At 47.9% G+C, this 17,704-nt stretch carries 13 protein-coding genes and 2 pseudogenes; 11 read left to right on the top strand and 4 right to left on the bottom strand.

Features of this window, described 5'->3' with window-relative positions; genetic code table 11:
- Window positions 1-316: 316 nt before the first annotated feature.
- The 7 genes and pseudogenes from hutI to TZ48_RS14600 all read left to right on the top strand — a co-directional run.
- Window positions 317-1,367, top strand: a pseudogene (hutI, locus tag TZ48_RS14570) (imidazolonepropionase); the annotation flags it as partial.
- Entirely contained in the window at window positions 1,357-2,358 is a 1,002-nt protein-coding gene (gene hutG / locus TZ48_RS14575) for a formimidoylglutamase (protein WP_112479679.1), read from the top strand. The pseudogene hutI and the gene hutG, both read left to right, overlap by 11 nt.
- A 99-nt stretch (window positions 2,359-2,457) precedes the next feature.
- Window positions 2,458-4,179, top strand: a complete 1,722-nt coding sequence (gene hutU, locus TZ48_RS14580; protein ID WP_112479680.1) for a urocanate hydratase — start codon at window positions 2,458-2,460, stop codon at window positions 4,177-4,179.
- 10 nt (window positions 4,180-4,189) lie between these two features.
- Window positions 4,190-5,719 (top strand): annotated as a pseudogene (hutH, locus tag TZ48_RS14585) (histidine ammonia-lyase).
- A 315-nt stretch (window positions 5,720-6,034) separates the two neighbouring features.
- Complete coding sequence (gene gbpA, locus TZ48_RS14590) at window positions 6,035-7,486, top strand: N-acetylglucosamine-binding protein GbpA (RefSeq protein ID WP_112479681.1); 1,452 nt, start codon at window positions 6,035-6,037, stop codon at window positions 7,484-7,486.
- Window positions 7,487-7,664: 178 nt separating this feature from the next.
- Window positions 7,665-7,958, top strand: coding sequence for a hypothetical protein (locus TZ48_RS14595; RefSeq protein WP_112479682.1), 294 nt, complete (start codon window positions 7,665-7,667; stop codon window positions 7,956-7,958).
- 154 nt (window positions 7,959-8,112) lie between these two features.
- Entirely contained in the window at window positions 8,113-8,493 is a 381-nt protein-coding gene (locus TZ48_RS14600) for an outer membrane protein (RefSeq protein ID WP_112479683.1), read from the top strand.
- A gap of 81 nt (window positions 8,494-8,574) precedes the next feature.
- On the opposite strand, the gene TZ48_RS14605 is transcribed toward TZ48_RS14600, so the two are convergent.
- Entirely contained in the window at window positions 8,575-10,203 is a 1,629-nt protein-coding gene (locus tag TZ48_RS14605; protein WP_112479684.1) for an NAD(P)/FAD-dependent oxidoreductase, read from the bottom strand.
- A gap of 251 nt (window positions 10,204-10,454) precedes the next feature.
- Between TZ48_RS14605 and fdxA the strand changes: the two genes are divergently transcribed.
- Window positions 10,455-10,778, top strand: a complete 324-nt coding sequence (gene fdxA / locus TZ48_RS14610; RefSeq protein WP_112479685.1) for a ferredoxin FdxA — start codon at window positions 10,455-10,457, stop codon at window positions 10,776-10,778.
- A 60-nt stretch (window positions 10,779-10,838) separates the two neighbouring features.
- Here the strand turns inward: fdxA and TZ48_RS14615 are convergent, their stop codons facing one another.
- The gene (locus TZ48_RS14615; protein WP_112479686.1) at window positions 10,839-11,573 is read right to left on the bottom strand and encodes an RNA methyltransferase; all 735 of its coding nucleotides are present in this window, start codon (window positions 11,571-11,573) and stop codon (window positions 10,839-10,841) included.
- A 413-nt stretch (window positions 11,574-11,986) separates the two neighbouring features.
- Between TZ48_RS14615 and codB the strand changes: the two genes are divergently transcribed.
- The 3 genes from codB to TZ48_RS14630 all read left to right on the top strand — a co-directional run bounded on the left by codB (window position 11,987) and on the right by TZ48_RS14630 (window position 15,040).
- A complete protein-coding gene (gene codB, locus TZ48_RS14620) occupies window positions 11,987-13,231 on the top strand; it encodes a cytosine permease (protein WP_112479687.1) in 1,245 nt (414 codons plus the stop codon).
- Between the two features lie 19 nt (window positions 13,232-13,250).
- Entirely contained in the window at window positions 13,251-14,528 is a 1,278-nt protein-coding gene (locus TZ48_RS14625; RefSeq protein WP_112479688.1) for a cytosine deaminase, read from the top strand.
- 302 nt (window positions 14,529-14,830) lie between these two features.
- Window positions 14,831-15,040 (top strand): cold-shock protein, encoded by a 210-nt coding sequence (locus TZ48_RS14630; RefSeq protein ID WP_112479689.1) that lies wholly within the window; start codon window positions 14,831-14,833, stop codon window positions 15,038-15,040.
- Window positions 15,041-15,149: 109 nt separating this feature from the next.
- Here the strand turns inward: TZ48_RS14630 and TZ48_RS14635 are convergent, their stop codons facing one another.
- Together TZ48_RS14635 and exaC are read right to left on the bottom strand one after the other, a co-directional pair.
- Window positions 15,150-15,866, bottom strand: a complete 717-nt coding sequence (locus TZ48_RS14635) for a hypothetical protein (RefSeq protein WP_112479690.1) — start codon at window positions 15,864-15,866, stop codon at window positions 15,150-15,152.
- Window positions 15,867-16,099: 233 nt separating this feature from the next.
- Window positions 16,100-17,620 (bottom strand): acetaldehyde dehydrogenase ExaC, encoded by a 1,521-nt coding sequence (gene exaC, locus TZ48_RS14640; RefSeq protein ID WP_112479691.1) that lies wholly within the window; start codon window positions 17,618-17,620, stop codon window positions 16,100-16,102.
- Between the last annotated feature and the right edge of the window lie 84 nt (window positions 17,621-17,704).

The raw sequence follows: 17,704 nt of genomic DNA on the forward strand, positions 1-17,704 counted from the left end.
CTCGCTAATCACGCTTTCCTATTTAAGTAACACGCACCCCCGCAGGTCTATCCTGATCACATTTCAACCACTCGCACTTGATCAATTGTATATATTCAACTATTTATTTGTATATACAATAAAACAGAGCGAAGTTATGAATCTGATCCTTACTAACGCCCGCCTCGTGACTATGGAGCCGGGCGCACTTGGTTATCTGCCCTCTCAGCCTTGCACTGTGGTCATTCGAGGTGGCTACGTTAAGGCGATCCTTAGCGATACGCACTCATTAGATGCCCTGCACCATGACATGACCGACGATGTGCCGACGTTGGATTGCAAAGGTAAAATTGTCACGCCAGGACTCGTCGATCCTCACACGCATTTGATCTTCGCAGGAAGTCGCGCTGAAGAATTTGAAAATCGTCTAAATGGCATGTCGTATGAGGCGATAGCGAGAGTGGTGGCGGTATCAACTGCACGGTTAGAGCGACACGGGAAGCGACGATAGAAGAACTTGTCGAACTGGCTCTTCCAAGGCTCGATAGTCTTATCCGCAGTGGCTGCACGACTATCGAAGTTAAGTCTGGATACGGGTTGACGCTCGATGATGAAGTGAAGATGCTGCTTGCAGCAAAAGCACTCGAGAATCATCGCCGCGTCAATATCACCACAACCCTTCTTGCCGCGCACGCAGTACCGCAGGAGTATCGCGACCGCGCCGATGACTATATTGATTACGTCACTGAAACCATCATCCCTCATGTGGCAAAGCATCAACTCGCTGACGCTGTTGATGTTTTTTGTGAGTCGATCGGGTTCAATCTGCAGCAAACGAAACGCGTTTTTCAGGCTGCCAAACAAAACGGTCTCGCGATTAAAGGCCATACCGAACAGCTCAGTAATCTAGGTGGCAGTGCGCTAGCCGCTGAGTTTAATGCACTATCCGTTGATCACATCGAATACTTGGATGACGCCGGCGTCGATGCACTATCCAACAGTGGAACAGTCGCCACTTTATTGCCGGGCGCGTTCTATTTCTTGCGAGAAACACAACAGCCCCCATCGACACCTTAAGAGCAGCGCAAGTGCCCATGGCCATCGGTAGCGATCTCAACCCCGGTACCTCACCTTTCGCAAACCTGCAACTGATGATGAACATGGCTTGCACGTTATTCCGCCTAACACCTGAAGAAAGTCTACGCGGCGTGACCTGCCATGCTGCACAAGCCATTGGCCAGGGTCGCAACATAGGCCAAATCAAACCAGGTTTTCGCGCCGATCTTGCTATCTGGGACATCGAACACCCTAGCGAGCTAAGTTACCAATTCGGCATGAGTGGGCTGAGTAAACGAATCGTTGCAGGGAGCGTCGAAGATGTCCGCTAATAACCAACATCCGTTCAATTGGACTGGTCGTGATGACAGAGAAGACGGTGATAAACGCTATCGCGTGCATCATAAAGTGGTTCGACGTTCTCAAAGCCGCTGCCCACAGCTTCAACTCATGGGTTTTTGCACCGATGAAGGCGTAAAACGAAACAAGGGACGTGTTGGCGCCAAGCAAGGGCCGGATGCCATTCGCACAGCACTTGCAAATCTAGCTTGGCACCAAGATAACGCAATCCTTGATGTAGGGAATATTGTCGCCGAGTCCGATGACTTAGAACTTCACCAGCAGCACGCTGCAGAAACGATCACTAAACATTTGTCCAATGGACCAATGGTGGTGTTAGGTGGCGGTCATGAGATTGCTTGGTCTTCTTTTAAAGGGCTATCCGACTTCCTCTCTCAATCCAGTGATAAACCAAATATCGGTATCATCAACTTCGATGCTCACTTCGATCTTAGAGAGTATCAATCCAATGACAATGCATTAACGCAGATTGACCTCAAACCCAGCTCAGGGACACCATTTGCTCAAATCGCCGATCATTGCCTTGCCACTGGGCAAAACCTTCATTATTTCTGCTTGGGCGTGAGCGAGACAGGCAACACTCAGGCGCTGTTTGAAAAAGCCGATAGTTTACAGGTTCAATACATCAAAGATACCGAGCTATTCGACAGACCCATGCACGAGCATATTGCTCAGTTACAAAGCTTCATCAATAAGGTCGACGTCCTGTATTTCACCATTGACCTTGATGTGTTTAACGCAAGCCTAGCCCCTGGCGTGAGCGCACCCGCTGCGTTTGGCATGAACCTAGAACAGTTCATTCCCATGCTCAACACCATTGTGGCCAGCGACAAATTAATGCTTGCTGACATCGCAGAATACAACCCGAATTACGACATAGACAACCGTACCGCCAAGCTCGCCGCTAGAGTGTGCTGGCAGATATTGGTTGCTATGTCCAAGCAGCTACCAAAAAACAAATAACGTAAACACTCTCTGCCGGTAACCATGACCACTAACCATGCCAAAGGCGCTATAAAGAATAAAAGCTCCCAGCAAGGCAGAGTTCAAAAGGAAATGACAATGACTAACAAGCAACCCTTAGATCCAAATAACTCTAGACTCGACACCACTCGCTCCATCAAAGCGCCACGTGGTACCGAGCTCAATGCGAAATCTTGGCTCACTGAAGCCCCGCTTCGCATGCTGATGAATAACTTGGATGATGAAGTAGCCGAGCACCCGCAATCACTCGTAGTTTATGGTGGCATCGGGCGCGCAGCTCGTGACTGGGCTTGCTACGACAAGATTGTCGAGGTACTAAAACGTCTTGAAGACGACCAAACCTTGTTGGTGCAATCTGGAAAACCCGTCGGTGTATTCCCTACTCACAAAGATGCACCACGCGTGTTGATCGCTAACTCCAACCTTGTCCCTCATTGGGCAAACTGGGAGCACTTTAACGAGCTCGATAAACAGGGGCTGATGATGTACGGTCAAATGACCGCAGGGTCGTGGATCTATATTGGCTCTCAAGGCATAGTACAAGGCACTTACGAAACCTTCGTCGCCATCGCTAAACAGCACTTTAACGGTGAGCCTGCAAATAAGTGGATCCTAACAGGTGGTCTTGGCGGTATGGGCGGTGCGCAGCCTCTCGCTGCGACCATGGCCGGTTTTTCAATGTTAGCGGTTGAATGTGATGAATCGCGTATCGACTACCGTCTCAACACGCGCTATGTCGACACGAAAGCACACTCTCTGGATGAAGCGCTATCCATCATCAAAAATAGCGACAAACCTATCTCAGTCGGCCTGCTAGGTAATGCCGCCGACGTTTATGCTGAGCTTGTCGAAAGAGGCATCACGCCAGACGTCGTTACCGATCAAACTTCCGCTCATGATCCACTGAATGGCTACCTGCCTCAAGGCTGGACGATGGATTTTGCCAAGCAGCAGCGTGATAGCGAGCCAGAGGCCGTCGTCAAAGCAGCAAAAGCGTCTATGGCAGTACAAGTTCAAGCCATCTTAGACATGCAAGAAAAAGGCGCAGTCGCCACTGACTACGGCAACAACATTCGCCAAATGGCACTTGAAGAAGGCGTAGAAAATGCGTTTGATTTCCCGGGTTTTGTCCCCGCTTATATTCGACCTTTATTCTGCGAGGGCGTGGGACCGTTCCGCTGGGCAGCGCTATCCGGCGATCCTGAGGATATCTACAAAACCGACCAAAAAGTGAAAGAACTCATTCCGGACAACCCTCATCTACATAACTGGCTTGATATGGCACGCGAGCGCATTCAATTCCAAGGACTGCCAGCGCGCATTTGCTGGGTTGGTCTGAAAGATCGCGAACGTCTAGGCCAAGCCTTTAATGAAATGGTTAAAAATGGCGAGCTCAAAGCGCCTATCGTGATTGGACGTGACCACCTAGATTCAGGCTCTGTCGCGAGCCCTAACCGCGAAACCGAAGGCATGATGGATGGTTCGGATGCGGTATCCGACTGGCCACTGCTTAATGCACTACTGAACACCTCTGGCGGTGCGACTTGGGTATCGCTGCATCATGGTGGCGGCGTGGGTATGGGATTCTCCCAGCATAGCGGCATGGTGATTTGTTGTGATGGTACTGATGAGGCAGCGCGCCGCATAGGCCGCGTTCTTCACAACGATCCTGCGACGGGTGTTATGCGTCATGCTGATGCCGGCTATGACATTGCCAAGCAATGTGCTCGCGAACAAGGCCTTGATCTGCCGATGATGGACAGTAATGAAGCCAAAAGCCAAGACAGCAGCCATGGATAAGGAGCAGAACATGTTGAAGTTAGAACTACTCCCAGGGCAGCTTACATTAGCTCAGTTACGCCAAATTAGTCGCTCCCCTCTGCATCTATCATTGAGTCCTCTAGCATTGGATGACATTGAAGCCAGCACACAGATTGTTGAGCAAGTGATCGCCGAAGATCGCACCGTCTATGGCATCAATACAGGCTTTGGTTTGCTTGCTAACACTCGAATTGAACCTGACGACCTTGAAGTGCTGCAAAAGAGTATTGTGCTGTCGCACGCCGCTGGTATTGGCGAGCTGATGAGTGATGAAACTGTCAGGCTGATGATGGTGCTGAAGATCAATAGCCTAGCTCGTGGCTTCTCCGGTATTCGCCTTAAGGTCATTAATGCATTGATTGAGTTGGTCAACTCACAGGTGTATCCGTGTGTCCCACAAAAAGGCTCCGTCGGTGCATCTGGGGATCTCGCCCCACTTGCCCACATGAGTACGATATTACTCGGTGAAGGTGAAGCGCGTCACAATGGCAAAATCATCAGCGGACTCGAAGCACTGCAAATTGCCGGACTTGAGCCGATTACCCTCGCCCCTAAAGAAGGACTGGCGCTACTCAACGGCACCCAAGCTTCTACCGCTTTTGCGTTAGAAGGACTGTTCTTGGCTGAAGATTTGTTTGCGTCAGCCACATTGTGCGGGGCAATGTCAGTCGAGGCCGCGCTGGGTAGTCGTCGACCATTCGATCCGCGCATTCATCGCGTACGCGGTCATCGCTCACAAATGGACGCAGCCCACGCTTATCGTCACCTGCTTGGCAATAGCAGTGACATTGGCAACTCCCACCAAGCTGCGAAAAGGTTCAAGATCCGTACTCGCTTCGCTGCCAACCACAAGTCATGGGGCGTGTTTACAGCAAATCCGCAATGCGGCAGATAGCCTGCAAGTGGAAGCTAACTCGGTATCAGACAATCCATTAGTGTTCGCTGACGATGGCGATATCATCTCTGGTGGTAACTTCCATGCCGAGCCTGTCGCGATGGCGGCCGATGGTTTGGCACTGGCTATCGCAGAGATTGGTAGCTTGTCCGAGCGACGAATGGCGCTACTTATCGACAGTGCGCTAAGCAAACTACCGCCATTTTTAGTCGACAATGGCGGAGTGAACTCTGGTTTTATGATTGCTCAAGTGACCTCTGCAGCATTGGCAAGCGAAAACAAAACCTTGGCGCACCCTGCTTCTGTAGATAGCTTGCCAACCTCGGCCAACCAAGAAGATCATGTATCTATGGCAACGTTTGCGGCGAGAAGACTGAAAGACATGGCGGAGAATACCCGAGGGATCCTTGCTGTTGAGTACCTCGCTGCCGCGCAAGGGCTCGACTTTAGGGCACCACTGACCTCTTCCCCCTTGTTGAGGAGGGTAAACAAACCCTACGAGAAGTGGTGCCGTTTTACGATAAAGACCGCTACTTTGCTCCGGACATTGCTAAAGCCAACGAGATCATAAAGTTGTCGCTTCACAATGCACTGATGCCAGCTAACCTACTACCAAGTCTCTAACCGCATCCGGCAGCATCACACCACTAAATTCACTTGCCTAAATAACGTGCTTAATTTGGGTAAGTGAATTTCTCACCTAATGATAAACTCAACATTAAATGCGACATTAGTTCAACTTGTTAGAATATTCATCCAAAAAATGTCATTTTGATGCAAATTACACTAATTTGTAGAAGTGCATTCCAGATTCTACTCAACCCATTCGCTGAACTTATTTTCCGTCACTAAATTATACCTACACTTGCCGGAAGCAAGTGCTCTATAACATTCGCACTGACTCAACGTGCAATTAAAATTTTAAGAGAAGGTATTGGTATGAGACACACAAAAGTCTTAATTTCATTGGCGGCAGCTGGAATAGCGACCAGCCCACTTGTCCATAGTCATGGCTATGTTTCTGCAGTCGAAAACGGTGTAGCGGCGAGTCGCGCGGCGTTATGTAAGTACCCAAACGCAAATGGCGAAAAGAACAGTAACTGTGGTTTGGTTCAATGGGAACCACAAAGTGTTGAAGGTCCCGAAGGCTTTCCACTATTAGGCCCATCTGATGGTCAAATCGCGAGCGCTGGACTGGTACAGTTTTCACCACTGAACGAGCAAACGTCCGATCGCTGGGTAAAAACGCCAATCCAAGCAGGTTTGCAGAACTTCGAATGGACATTCACAGCAAACCACGTGACTCGTGATTGGAAGTACTACATCACTAAACCAAACTGGAATCCAAACCAGGCATTAAGCCGTGACTCGTTCGACCTCAACCCTTTCTGTGTGGTCGATGGTAACATGCAAAAACCACCAAAACTGACGACTCACCAGTGTAATGTCCCTGAACGTGAAGGCTACCAAGTGATCCTCGCTTATTGGGATGTGGGTGATACCGCAGCAGCGTTTTATAACGTGATTGATGTGCAGTTTGAAGGCACCACGCCAGGCATTCCTGGCTGGACGCAAGCAGGTACCATCAACCCAACCATGGATCTGAAAGTGGGTGATTCGGTTTATACCCGTGTGTTTGATGCTAACGGTGAACTGCCAAACCTATCCACCAGCATTACCATTAGTTCAAGCGAACAAGGCGCTGCAACCCAATGGTCACACGCATTGGCAAGCGCTATTAACTCAAGCACGACAGATATAAAAGCAGGCCATGCTGACAGCAATGGCAATATCGCTCCTGTATTTGGCGCTAACACTATCTATGTGGCTGACAATAGTGGGCTGGATCGCGTTGAGATTGGCTATGACATCGCAACGCCGCCTCCAGCATCAGGTGCTGAGGTAACAGGACTAGAAACGCAATACGTTATTGGCACCGCGCCAACCGAACTTGCCCTTACTGTCACAGCAGTCGGTCGAGTAGACGTATCGATGAGCGTGTACAACCATGGTCAAGAAACACTAGCTGGCAGTGAGCTAGCGTTAAACGACGGTGATAGCAAAAATGTTGTCTTAGCTCTGTCTAAATCTGAGCCTGGTCATCACATGCTGGTTACCCGTGTTCGTGATGAAAAAGGCAATCTGCTTGATCAAACCACGCAAGATTTCATGCTCGTCGACCAAACCGCACCAACTGACTACGACTTTGTATTCCCAACGGGTGTAGAAAGCTACACAGAGGGCACCAAAGTACTGGCGAGCGACGGCGCTATTTATCAATGTAAGCCGTTCCCACACTCTGGTTACTGCAAGCAGTGGTCTCCTACAGCCACTCAATTCGAGCCAGGCACTGGCAGTCACTGGGATTCAGCTTGGAACAAACTCAACTAACCATTTCTAGCGCTAAGGCTCCAACTCGTTTGGAGCCTTTTTCTTTGTGCGTTTACCATTGCGCAGCCTTTACCGTTACAATGAAGATACAACCTAAACATTTACATAACCTTCTGATATATTGAACTTGTTCAATGCATAAAAACGATGTCAGTTAATCAATAGTAAGGTGATAGAAATGGATCTTCGTCATCTGGTCGCACTAGGCGGCCTTGCGTATGCGGTAACCTCCCCAACTCTAGCTGGTCAATTTCATATCGCTGGCGGGGCGTTTTTTTCCGAGGCAGATACCTCTATCGGAGTTAGCAATCCTAATAGTCGCGACAAATTTGATTTGGATTTTGAATCCGATTTAAGCCTTAAAGAGCGCTCAACCCTACCCTACCTTTTGGTCGGTTACGACTTTAATGAACGTCATGGCATTTTTTTAGATTGGCGCAGCTACACCGTAAAGCGAGCAACGTCGCAGTAACCAAACCTTTTCAGATACCTGAATCGGACAAGGAAGTGCAAGCAGGAGCGCGAATAGATTCAACCCTCAATATCGATATCATTCGCTTTGGCTACAACTATAAGTTTTATGATGGCGAAGATTGGGATTGGAAAGCTCCATTGGTCTCCACATCATGAACTTCAATGTTGGCTTTGGAGGCGAACTTGGTTACCGTATTGATCAAGATAACCCGACTCTCATCCCAGTTAAAGACGAAGAATTTACCGATCTCACTGCACCGTTACCCAATATTGGCTTAATCACCGACTATCGGATGACTGACAATTGGCACCTATTAGGTCATGCACAGGTGTTTGCCCTCAGCATTGAAGATATCTCAGGGCTTCTTCTCGATTTAGGTGCTGGCATCGAATACAAGTTCACCGAAGATTTAGGTCTAGCGGCAACTTACAGCTATTACGAAATCAATGTTGATTACGGCCGTGAATTTGCCGACCTCGATGCCAAGTTTAAGTTCCATGGCCCAATGGCAACACTGACCTACGCGTTTTAATTCAAATATTTCTATTTCAAGATCATAGAGATACAAAAAAGCCCATCATTATCCGATGGGCTTTTTAATATCAAACGAGGCTTACGCTTCAACGGGTTGCTCGACAAGGTCTTCAACCATCGCAATAGCAAGCGCTTCAGCGACTTTGATACCGTCGATACCAGCAGAAAGAATGCCGCCCGCGTAACCTGCACCTTCACCCGCTGGGTAGAAGCCTTTCAGGTTAACGCTTTGATAGTCTTTACCACGCTTAATGCAAACTGGTGAAGAAGTGCGAGTTTCAACGCCAGTCAGTAGGCCATCAGCACCAGAGAAGCCTTTGATCTTCTTATCGAATGCAGGGATCGCTTCACGAATGGCTTCAATAGCGAAATCCGGTAGCGCTTTCGACAAGTCTGTCAGCTTAATACCCGGCGTGAACGACGGTTCAACATCACCTAGTGCGCTTGGGTCGTTGCCTTTTAGGAAGTCACCAATTTTCTGTGCTGGCGCATCGTAGTTTTCACCGCCTAGAACGTAAGCGTTGCTTTCTAGTTCACGCTGGAAGCGAATACCCGCTAGTGGGTCACCTGGGTAATCTTGCTCTGGAGAGATACCCACCACAATCGCACTGTTGGCATTACGCTCTGCACGAGAGTATTGGCTCATACCATTGGTCACTACGCGGCCTTCTTCCGACGTTGCCGCAACAACGGTACCGCCAGGGCACATACAGAAACTGTACACGGTGCGACCATTCTTACAATGGTGAACCAGTTTGTAGTCAGCTGCACCTAGGATTGGGTTGCCTGCATTTGGACCAAAGCGCGCTTCGTCAATGACGGACTGTTTGTGCTCAACACGGAAGCCCACAGAGAAAGGTTTCGCTTCCATGTACACGCCGCGATCATGCAACATTTCAAACGTATCACGAGCACTGTGACCAACGGCTAGCACTACGTAGCGGGTTTTGATCTCTTCGCCGTTCGACAGTGTGAGGCCAGTGATTTGGTCGTTTTCCATGTGAATGTCATCAACACGCGTGCTAAAGCGGATCTCACCGCCCAGCTCTAGAATGGTTGCGCGCATCTTTTCAATCATAGTCACCAGTTTAAAGGTACCAATGTGAGGCTTACTCACGTACAGGATCTCTTCAGGTGCACCCGCAGCCACGAATTCTTCAATAACTTTACGACCATAGTGTTTTGGATCTTTCACTTGGCTGTAGAGCTTACCATCGGAAAACGTACCCGCACCGCCTTCACCGAACTGCACGTTCGATTCCGGGTTAAGTGTGCGCTTACGCCAGAAACCGAAGGTATCTTTAGTACGCTCACGAACCTCTTTACCACGTTCCACAATAATTGGCTTAAAGCCCATTTGTGCCAAAATCAGTCCTGCAAACAAGCCACATGGACCAAAACCGATGACGACTGGTCGCTCAGTTTGGTTTACTGGTGCTTTCGCAACGAACTTGTACTCCATATCTGGAGTAACTTTGACGTGTGGGTCATTAGCAAACTTCTCTAGCAGAGCCTCTTCATTTTTCACTTCAACATCTAGGGTGTAGATGAGCAAGATGCGTGTTTTCTTGCGCGCATCATAGCCACGCTTAAACACATTAAATGAAACAACTTGGTCTGAAGAAATGCCAAGTTTTTTTAGGATGGCTTGAGAAATTTCGCCTTCCTCGTGATCGAGAGGAAGTTTGATTTCAGTTAAACGTATCATGGAGGGTCTCGCGTCGTTGGTGTCTTAGCTTGCAAGCCAATTCCCTAAACGGATAGCTTAAACAAATCGCTTAAACTCAAGGCTTGCTCGCTCACAATGGCGCGCATTTTACGTTAACTTGATTTGTCTGTCATACTTAATTGCGACTTAGACGGGTGATAAAGGGATCAAGTCGCGCCAAGATATTGAATTTTGCGCTCGGATCAGTATTATCGCCCCTCCACAAATTTGGCTAATAAGAGTTCACCATCATGGCATTTGTCGTTACCGATAACTGTATTCAATGTAAATATACCGACTGCGTAGCGGTATGCCCTGCGGACGCCTTTCACGAAGGCCCAAACTTCATGGTGATCAACCCAATCGAATGCATTGACTGCGGCCTCTGCGTACCAGAGTGTGACGCGCAAGCCATTTTCCAAGAAGATGAGCTCACCGATGACCAACAGGTCTTTATCGAACTCAATGCAGAGCTTTCTGAAGTGTGGCCAGTTCAAACTGAAGTCAAACCCGCAATGGATGAAGCAGAAAAGTGGAATGGTGTGCCTAACAAGCTTGGGATGCTAGAGAAGTAGCCTAGAAGGGTATCGTCACCCCTGCGCAGGCAGGGGTCTACTCAAATCTCGCACCAGTCTTTAACTATGCTGACGACGATAATTATCCATGATAATTCCAGTCGCCATAGCCACATTTAACGACTCTGCGCCGCCGAACGCCGGAATAGTGATTTTATCCGTAACGTATTGCTCAGCTTCCGCACGTACACCGTGTGACTCACTGCCCATCAATAAGATGCCTTGCTCAGAAAAGCTTGTGGTGTGCACACTCTCCCCTTCTAAGAACGCTCCATATACCGGTATTTTTGCTTCGTTGAGATAACGAGGTAAGTCAAGTAGTGTGACCTGAACTCGTCCAAAACTGCCCATCGTCGCACGGATGGTTTTAGGGTTGTACGGATCCGCACAATCGGTACTAGCGACAATGTGTTTAATGCCGTACCAATCAGCAATACGAATGATGGTTCCTAGGTTGCCGGGATCAGAAACGCCATCTAGGGCGATCATCATACCTTTTGGCTCAGGAGTCTTTGTCTGAGGGATCTCTACCACTGCAACCGCTGCATTATTGCTGACAAGCGAGCTCGCTTTAGTCAGTTCATCCAAGGTAGCCTCAATACACTCATAAGCGCGAAGCTCACTAGCATGCTTATCTAAAAACTCTGCCGTGGCAAACACTTGCTTTACCTTCAATGAAGTTGCGACAAGCTCAAGGACGTTTTTCTCGCCTTCAACCAGAAATAGGCCGTGTGCTTTGCGCTGTTTTTTCTGCCCAAGGGCTCTCAGCAGTTTTAATTGGTTTTTTGAAATCATTGTCTTACCTCAGATAAAAGCGGGCGCATTATATACTTAATTGGCAAAACTATGCGAGCGGGAATCCGACTGCGAATGCGCGCAACGATATCAAAGACTATAGCAGTATTCGAAACCTATGCTTTTGACGTCATATTGCTGTTTTTCAATCAAACCAAGAAAAATCACAAATCAACATCTGTACGCAAACGTTTTTCTGGTTTGATAGAAAATAAATTAGCAAAGTATTTTTCAGACAGGCTCTTATTAACCTTATGATTAATAGGTACAAATAAAAGCAAGCTAGAAAACACCGCAACTTTTGAAGAATTCAGCGCTTGACTCTGTGATTTACATCACCATAATACGCGCCGTTTGCCTGAAATACAGGTAAGCGTACGAAAAAACAGATTTAGTGAATGGTGAGGTATCAGATGTCTGCGGATAACAACTACAGTTTAGGACCAGTTCCGGCAACGGCCAGGAAGGGAGTCGCTTCATTAACCATGGTCATGCTTGGTTTGACTTTCTTCTCCGCAAGTATGTGGACCGGCGGCTCCCTCGGTACTGGACTTGCTTTCAATGATTTCTTCCTCGCTGTTCTCATCGGTAACCTCATCCTCGGTATTTACACTTCTTTCCTCGGTTACATCGGCGCTTCTACTGGCCTCTCTACTCACCTTCTTGCTCGCTTCTCTTTCGGTTCTAAAGGCTCTTGGCTTCCTTCTGTGCTCCTTGGTGGCACTCAAGTCGGTTGGTTTGGTGTTGGCGTGGCTATGTTCGCCATCCCAGTGCAAAAAGCGACGGGTATTGATACCAACATTTTAATTTTGGTAAGCGGCCTTCTAATGACGGCGACGGTTTACTTTGGTATCTCTGCTCTGATGGTGTTGTCGGCAGTCGCGGTTCCTGCCATCGCTCTACTCGGTGGTTACTCAGTACTGACGGCGGTGGATAGCGCAGGCGGCGTTGCTGAACTGCAAAAAATCCAACCCGCTGAACCATTGGACTTCTCAGTTGCTCTTGCGATGGTAGTAGGGTCGTTTGTTAGCGCAGGTACACTGACGGCCGACTTCGTGCGTTTTGGTAAAAAGCCAATGGGCGCAGTATTCATTACCATGGTAGCGTTCTTTATTGGTAACTCGCTGATGTTCATCTTTGGTGCTGCAGGTGCGTCGGTAACTGGCCAGTCAGACATTTCTGAAGTGATGATCGCTCAAGGTCTATTGCTCCCTGCGATTATCGTATTGGGTCTAAACATTTGGACCACCAACGACAACGCGCTATACGCCTCTGGCCTTGGCTTCTCAAACATCACAGGTTTACCAAGTAAGTACCTGTCGATGGCAAACGGTGTCGTCGGTACGTTGTGTGCACTTTGGCTATACAACAACTTTGTCGGCTGGCTAACGTTTCTATCTTTAGCTATCCCACCAATCGGCGGCGTAATCATCGCAGACTTCCTCGTTAACCGTAAACGCTACGCCAATTTTGAAGCGGCAAAATTCCAAACGGTAAACTGGGCAGGTATCATTGCCGTGGCTCTAGGTGTTGCTGCTGGTAACTTCTTACCTGGCGTTGTACCACTAAATGCCGTACTGGGTGGCGCTTTGAGCTATCTTGTACTTAACCGTCTTCTTAATGCAAAAACCGCTCAGCTAGCAAACGCTGACGCTTAATTACTAGGAATTTGATGCCATGTCATCTTTGCTTATTCAGAACGCAGCCATCAATGGTCAACAAGGCCAGTTCGACATTCTTATTGAAGAAGGTGTGTTCAAAGCGATTGAAACAGCAGGAACCACCTCGTTCACTGCTGACCGTGTGATTGACGCCACAGGCCATATGGCAACTGCGCCATTTTGTGAGCCACACATCCACCTCGACACAACGCAAACAGCGGGAGAACCGAGCTGGAACATTTCTGGTACGCTGTTTGAAGGCATTGAGCGCTGGGCTGAGCGCAAAGCTATGCTGTCTATTGAGGATGTGAAAAGCCGAGCTAAGCAAACCTTGAAATGGCAAATTGCTAACGGCGTTCAACACGTGCGTACCCACGTTGATGTCTCTGACCCAACGCTCACTGCACTTAAAGCTATGGTTGAAGTGCGCGAAGAGATGAAGCAATGGGTAGACATCCAAATCGTGGCATTCCCGCAAGAAGGCATTTTGTCTTACCCCAATGGCAAAGAACTACTTGAAGAAGCCGTGAAACTGGGGGCAGATGTCATTGGCGCTATCCCACACTTCGAGTTCACTCGTGAATACGGTGTGGAATCTCTGCACTACGTGTTTGAATTGGCGCGTAAATACGACTGCTTGATTGATGTTCACTGTGACGAGATCGATGACGAACAATCGCGCTTTGTCGAAACACTTGCAGCCTTGGCACACAAGTTCGACATGGGCGATCGCGTAACTGCAAGCCACACAACGGCAATGGGTTCATACAATGGTGCTTACGCGTCACGACTATTTAGATTGCTAAAAATGTCGGGCATTAGCTTTGTGGCAAACCCATTGGTGAACATTCACCTTCAAGGCCGCTTCGATGACTATCCGAAACGTCGCGGTGTCACTCGCGTCAAAGAAATGCTGGCAGCAAACATCAATGTTTGTTTTGGCCATGACGATGTGTTTGACCCTTGGTACCCGCTCGGCACAGCGAATATGCTGCAAGTTCTGCATATGGGACTGCATGTTTGCCAAGTAATGGGTTACGACCAAATCAACCAATCGTTGGATATGATCAGCCACAATTCAGCCAAGGCACTAAACATTCACCGCAACTATGGAATTCAAGCTGGAAAGCCCGGCAGCCTGCTTCTGCTACCTGCAGAAAATGGCTTCGATGCTGTTCGCCGTCAAGTTCCTGTGGGCTACTCTATCCGCAAAGGTGAAGTGATTGCCCACACCAAACCGGCAGAAACCTCCATTCACCTAGGCACTGAAGAAAGCGTCACATTCCGACGTTAATCGGCTTCGCCTGCGAGGCCTGCCTCAAAAAAGAAGAGTAAGCGACGAAATCGCTTGCTCTTTTTTTACGATTTAACAAGAAATTCATTTAAACCGTCCATAGGTGTGGTACACTGCCCCTGCTCTGGTGTTCAGAGTTATTTAAAGTAAGAGTAAAAAGAGTGCGAGAAGTATTGTCAGATGTTCCCCCTGTGAGTATTTGTCATTCGTTTTATCCATTTACAGCTTGATTAAATAAACAGAACCACAAAGCGAGACCGCCGAAAGGCAAAAACTTTAATCTGAAAAGTAAGGGACATAACATGTCTAACACAAATACTGGCACTGTAAAATGGTTTAACGAAGAAAAAGGCTACGGCTTCATCGCTCAAGAGAACGGTCCTGACGTATTCGTTCACTTCCGCGCTATCGCTGGCGAAGGTTTCAAAACTCTAAAAGAAGGCCAAGCGGTTTCTTTTGGTGTTGAGCAAGGCCAAAAAGGTCCACAAGCTGTTAACGTTATCCCAGCTTAATTACTTATTTAAGCTTGTTAACATAGCTTCGTAAGAATGCTAAAAGGCCTCGAGAAATCGAGGCCTTTTTCTTTTCTGTCTGTCTAACATCACGCACCATCCACACTCGTCAAAAATCGAGATAAAACCCCAACTCTACATTGCTGCTGTCTTCAATCGGTCTACCTGGACGCACTCGATATTGACCCTTGGTGTATTTCACATACGGTTGGACATAGGGCAAATTTGCTGTCGCTGAGATGTCGTAACTACTGCGCGCACTGTTCTCAAACCCATGCTGTGACGTCAATACATCCACATTGTAATTAACACCAATATCCAGCAAAGGGTGAACGCTGTAGCTTGCCCCTAAGGTATTTTTCCATTCCTGGCGGTGGTTGCCATGATCAATAGGCTCAGGGAGTTCTAGGGCTTTAGTGGTGTCTCGCCATTGATAATAGGTATCCCAATATACGAATAACGATGGTGCTACTGAGTAACCGTACATAAAACCGACATCGTAGATGTCGATGCTGTCGTCAAACCCATATTGACCATAAACGTTAAAATAGTGGTTGCCCGTCAACCAATCGTAACTCGCGCCAAATTGCAGATAACGGTCAGTATCAACCTCCGCACTCAAAGTGAAGCTATCCGTCGCTGCCACGTCTATGCCGAAAACACCAATGACTTCATCTTGATACTTTGTTGCTTGAACATTGAAATTGACGATCTCTCTTTGAGATTCATTGGCATACGTAAAAGGTGCAACGGTCGATGAAGAGAGTAAAGCAAGGGTGAGCAGTCCGTGGCGTGACGTCTTCCATGGTAAACAGACGTGTCGCATGTCATGGTTCTCTATGGCAATTTGAGGGAAGAAAGCTAATTTTCTGAAACATGGCGAGTGACAGAAAGTATCACTATGATGCGCGCTTTTAGCTATTTAAAAAACTGAGGTAGATATATAGCTGACATTTAGACTGTGAATATCAACATCAATACACAAGTGCTGTATTCAAGAGAAACCGAAGCCCTTAGGACTTCGGTTCCGACTGGTTCAATATTTAGGTTCAAACCAAGTTAGAAGAAACCTAGTGGGCTGGTTGAATAGCTGACTAGCAGGTTCTTGGTGTTTTGGTAGTGACCCAGTGCTAACTTATGCGTTTCACGACCGATGCCTGATTTCTTATAGCCACCAAACGCAGCATGGGCAGGATAGGCGTGATAGCAGTTCACCCACACTCGGCCTGCTTGAATTTCTCTACCCATACGATACGCCAAGTTGCCGTTTCGCGTCCAAACTCCAGCACCCAAGCCGTAATCTGTATCATTGGCAATCGCTAACGCTTCTGCCTCATCTTTGAATGTGGTAATCGCAATCACTGGGCCAAAGATCTCTTCTTGGAACACACGCATTTTGTTGTTACCGGCAAGCATGGTTGGCTGAATGTAATAACCTTGCTCCAAATCGCCCTCTTGCTTACTCATGTCACCACCAATGATCACTTTCGCCCCCTCTTGGCGACCGATCTCAAGATAGCTCATGATCTTATCAAACTGCTCTTGTGACGCTTGAGCACCGACTTGCGTGGTGACATCAAGTGGGTTGCCTTGTTTGATGCCGCGAGAACGCTCTTCAAGCTTAGCAATGAACTTATCGTAAATGGACTCTTGCACTAACACGCGAGATGGACAGGTACATACCTCACCTTGGTTAAAGAACGCAAGCAAGGCACCTTCAATACACTTATCCAAGTAATCGTCGTCTTGATCAAAAATATCTTCAAAGTACACATTTGGCGATTTACCACCCAGCTCAACTGTCGATGGAATCAAACTCTCTGCTGCACATTTCAAGATATGGTGACCGATTTCGGTAGAACCAGTGAAGGCTAATTTATTGATACGATCACTCGTCGCCAAAGCCTGACCCGCTTCAGCACCGTAACCGTTAACAATGTTCACCACACCTGGTGGTAGCAAGTGACCAATTTTCTCCATCAGCATCAAAATAGACGCTGGCGTTTGTTCCGCAGGCTTAAGAACCACACAGCAACCCGCCGCCAACGCTGGTGCTAACTTCCATGCGGCCATCAGCATAGGGAAGTTCCAAGGGATGATTTGCCCAACAACACCCACGGGCTCTGGGAAGTGATAACTCGCTGTTGTGGCATCAATGTCAGCGGCCGTACCTTCTTGCGCTCGGATACAGCCAGCAAAATAACGGAAATGATCTACCGCTAAAGGAAGATCCGCTGCAAGGGTTTCACGAACGGGTTTGCCATTCTCCCAGGTTTCAGCGACAGCAAGTGCTTCAAGGTTCTGCTCTATAGCATCAGCAATTTTAAGCATGATATTGGCACGCTGTTCAACACTGGTTTTACCCCAAGCTTCTCTTGCAGCGTGTGCCGCATCCAACGCTAGATTGATATCTGCTTCATCTGAACGAGGTACTTGGCAAAACGGTTTGCCATTCACTGGCGATACATTATCGAAATACTGACCATTTACCGGCGCTACCCACTCACCTCCGATGTAGTTTTCATAGCGGCTTTTGTAGCTGACGACGGCGTTTTCTGTTCCTGGTTGAGCGTAAATCATGTTTATTCCTTTTTTCTATTTTTCAGACTGTTGGCAGCAGTTTCACAACAAGAGACGAGTTGTTGCAAAAACGTACAGTGATAA

The organism is Vibrio variabilis, from assembly GCF_003263785.1.
Taxonomy (GTDB): domain Bacteria; phylum Pseudomonadota; class Gammaproteobacteria; order Enterobacterales; family Vibrionaceae; genus Vibrio; species Vibrio variabilis.

What these genes read in the sequence shown, in the direction of transcription:
- TZ48_RS14635 (WP_112479690.1), bottom strand. Translation starts at nt 15,866, where the DNA reads ATGCGACACGTCTGTTTACCATGGAAGACGTCACGCCACGGACTGCTC.
- codB (WP_112479687.1), top strand. Translation starts at nt 11,987, where the DNA reads ATGTCTGCGGATAACAACTACAGTTTAGGACCAGTTCCGGCAACGGCC.
- hutU (WP_112479680.1), top strand. Translation starts at nt 2,458, where the DNA reads ATGACTAACAAGCAACCCTTAGATCCAAATAACTCTAGACTCGACACC.
- hutG (WP_112479679.1), top strand. Translation starts at nt 1,357, where the DNA reads ATGTCCGCTAATAACCAACATCCGTTCAATTGGACTGGTCGTGATGAC.
- TZ48_RS14615 (WP_112479686.1), bottom strand. Translation starts at nt 11,573, where the DNA reads ATGATTTCAAAAAACCAATTAAAACTGCTGAGAGCCCTTGGGCAGAAA.
- TZ48_RS14595 (WP_112479682.1), top strand. Translation starts at nt 7,665, where the DNA reads ATGGATCTTCGTCATCTGGTCGCACTAGGCGGCCTTGCGTATGCGGTA.
- TZ48_RS14600 (WP_112479683.1), top strand. Translation starts at nt 8,113, where the DNA reads ATGAACTTCAATGTTGGCTTTGGAGGCGAACTTGGTTACCGTATTGAT.
- TZ48_RS14605 (WP_112479684.1), bottom strand. Translation starts at nt 10,203, where the DNA reads ATGATACGTTTAACTGAAATCAAACTTCCTCTCGATCACGAGGAAGGC.
- TZ48_RS14630 (WP_112479689.1), top strand. Translation starts at nt 14,831, where the DNA reads ATGTCTAACACAAATACTGGCACTGTAAAATGGTTTAACGAAGAAAAA.
- TZ48_RS14625 (WP_112479688.1), top strand. Translation starts at nt 13,251, where the DNA reads ATGTCATCTTTGCTTATTCAGAACGCAGCCATCAATGGTCAACAAGGC.
- fdxA (WP_112479685.1), top strand. Translation starts at nt 10,455, where the DNA reads ATGGCATTTGTCGTTACCGATAACTGTATTCAATGTAAATATACCGAC.
- gbpA (WP_112479681.1), top strand. Translation starts at nt 6,035, where the DNA reads ATGAGACACACAAAAGTCTTAATTTCATTGGCGGCAGCTGGAATAGCG.
- exaC (WP_112479691.1), bottom strand. Translation starts at nt 17,620, where the DNA reads ATGATTTACGCTCAACCAGGAACAGAAAACGCCGTCGTCAGCTACAAA.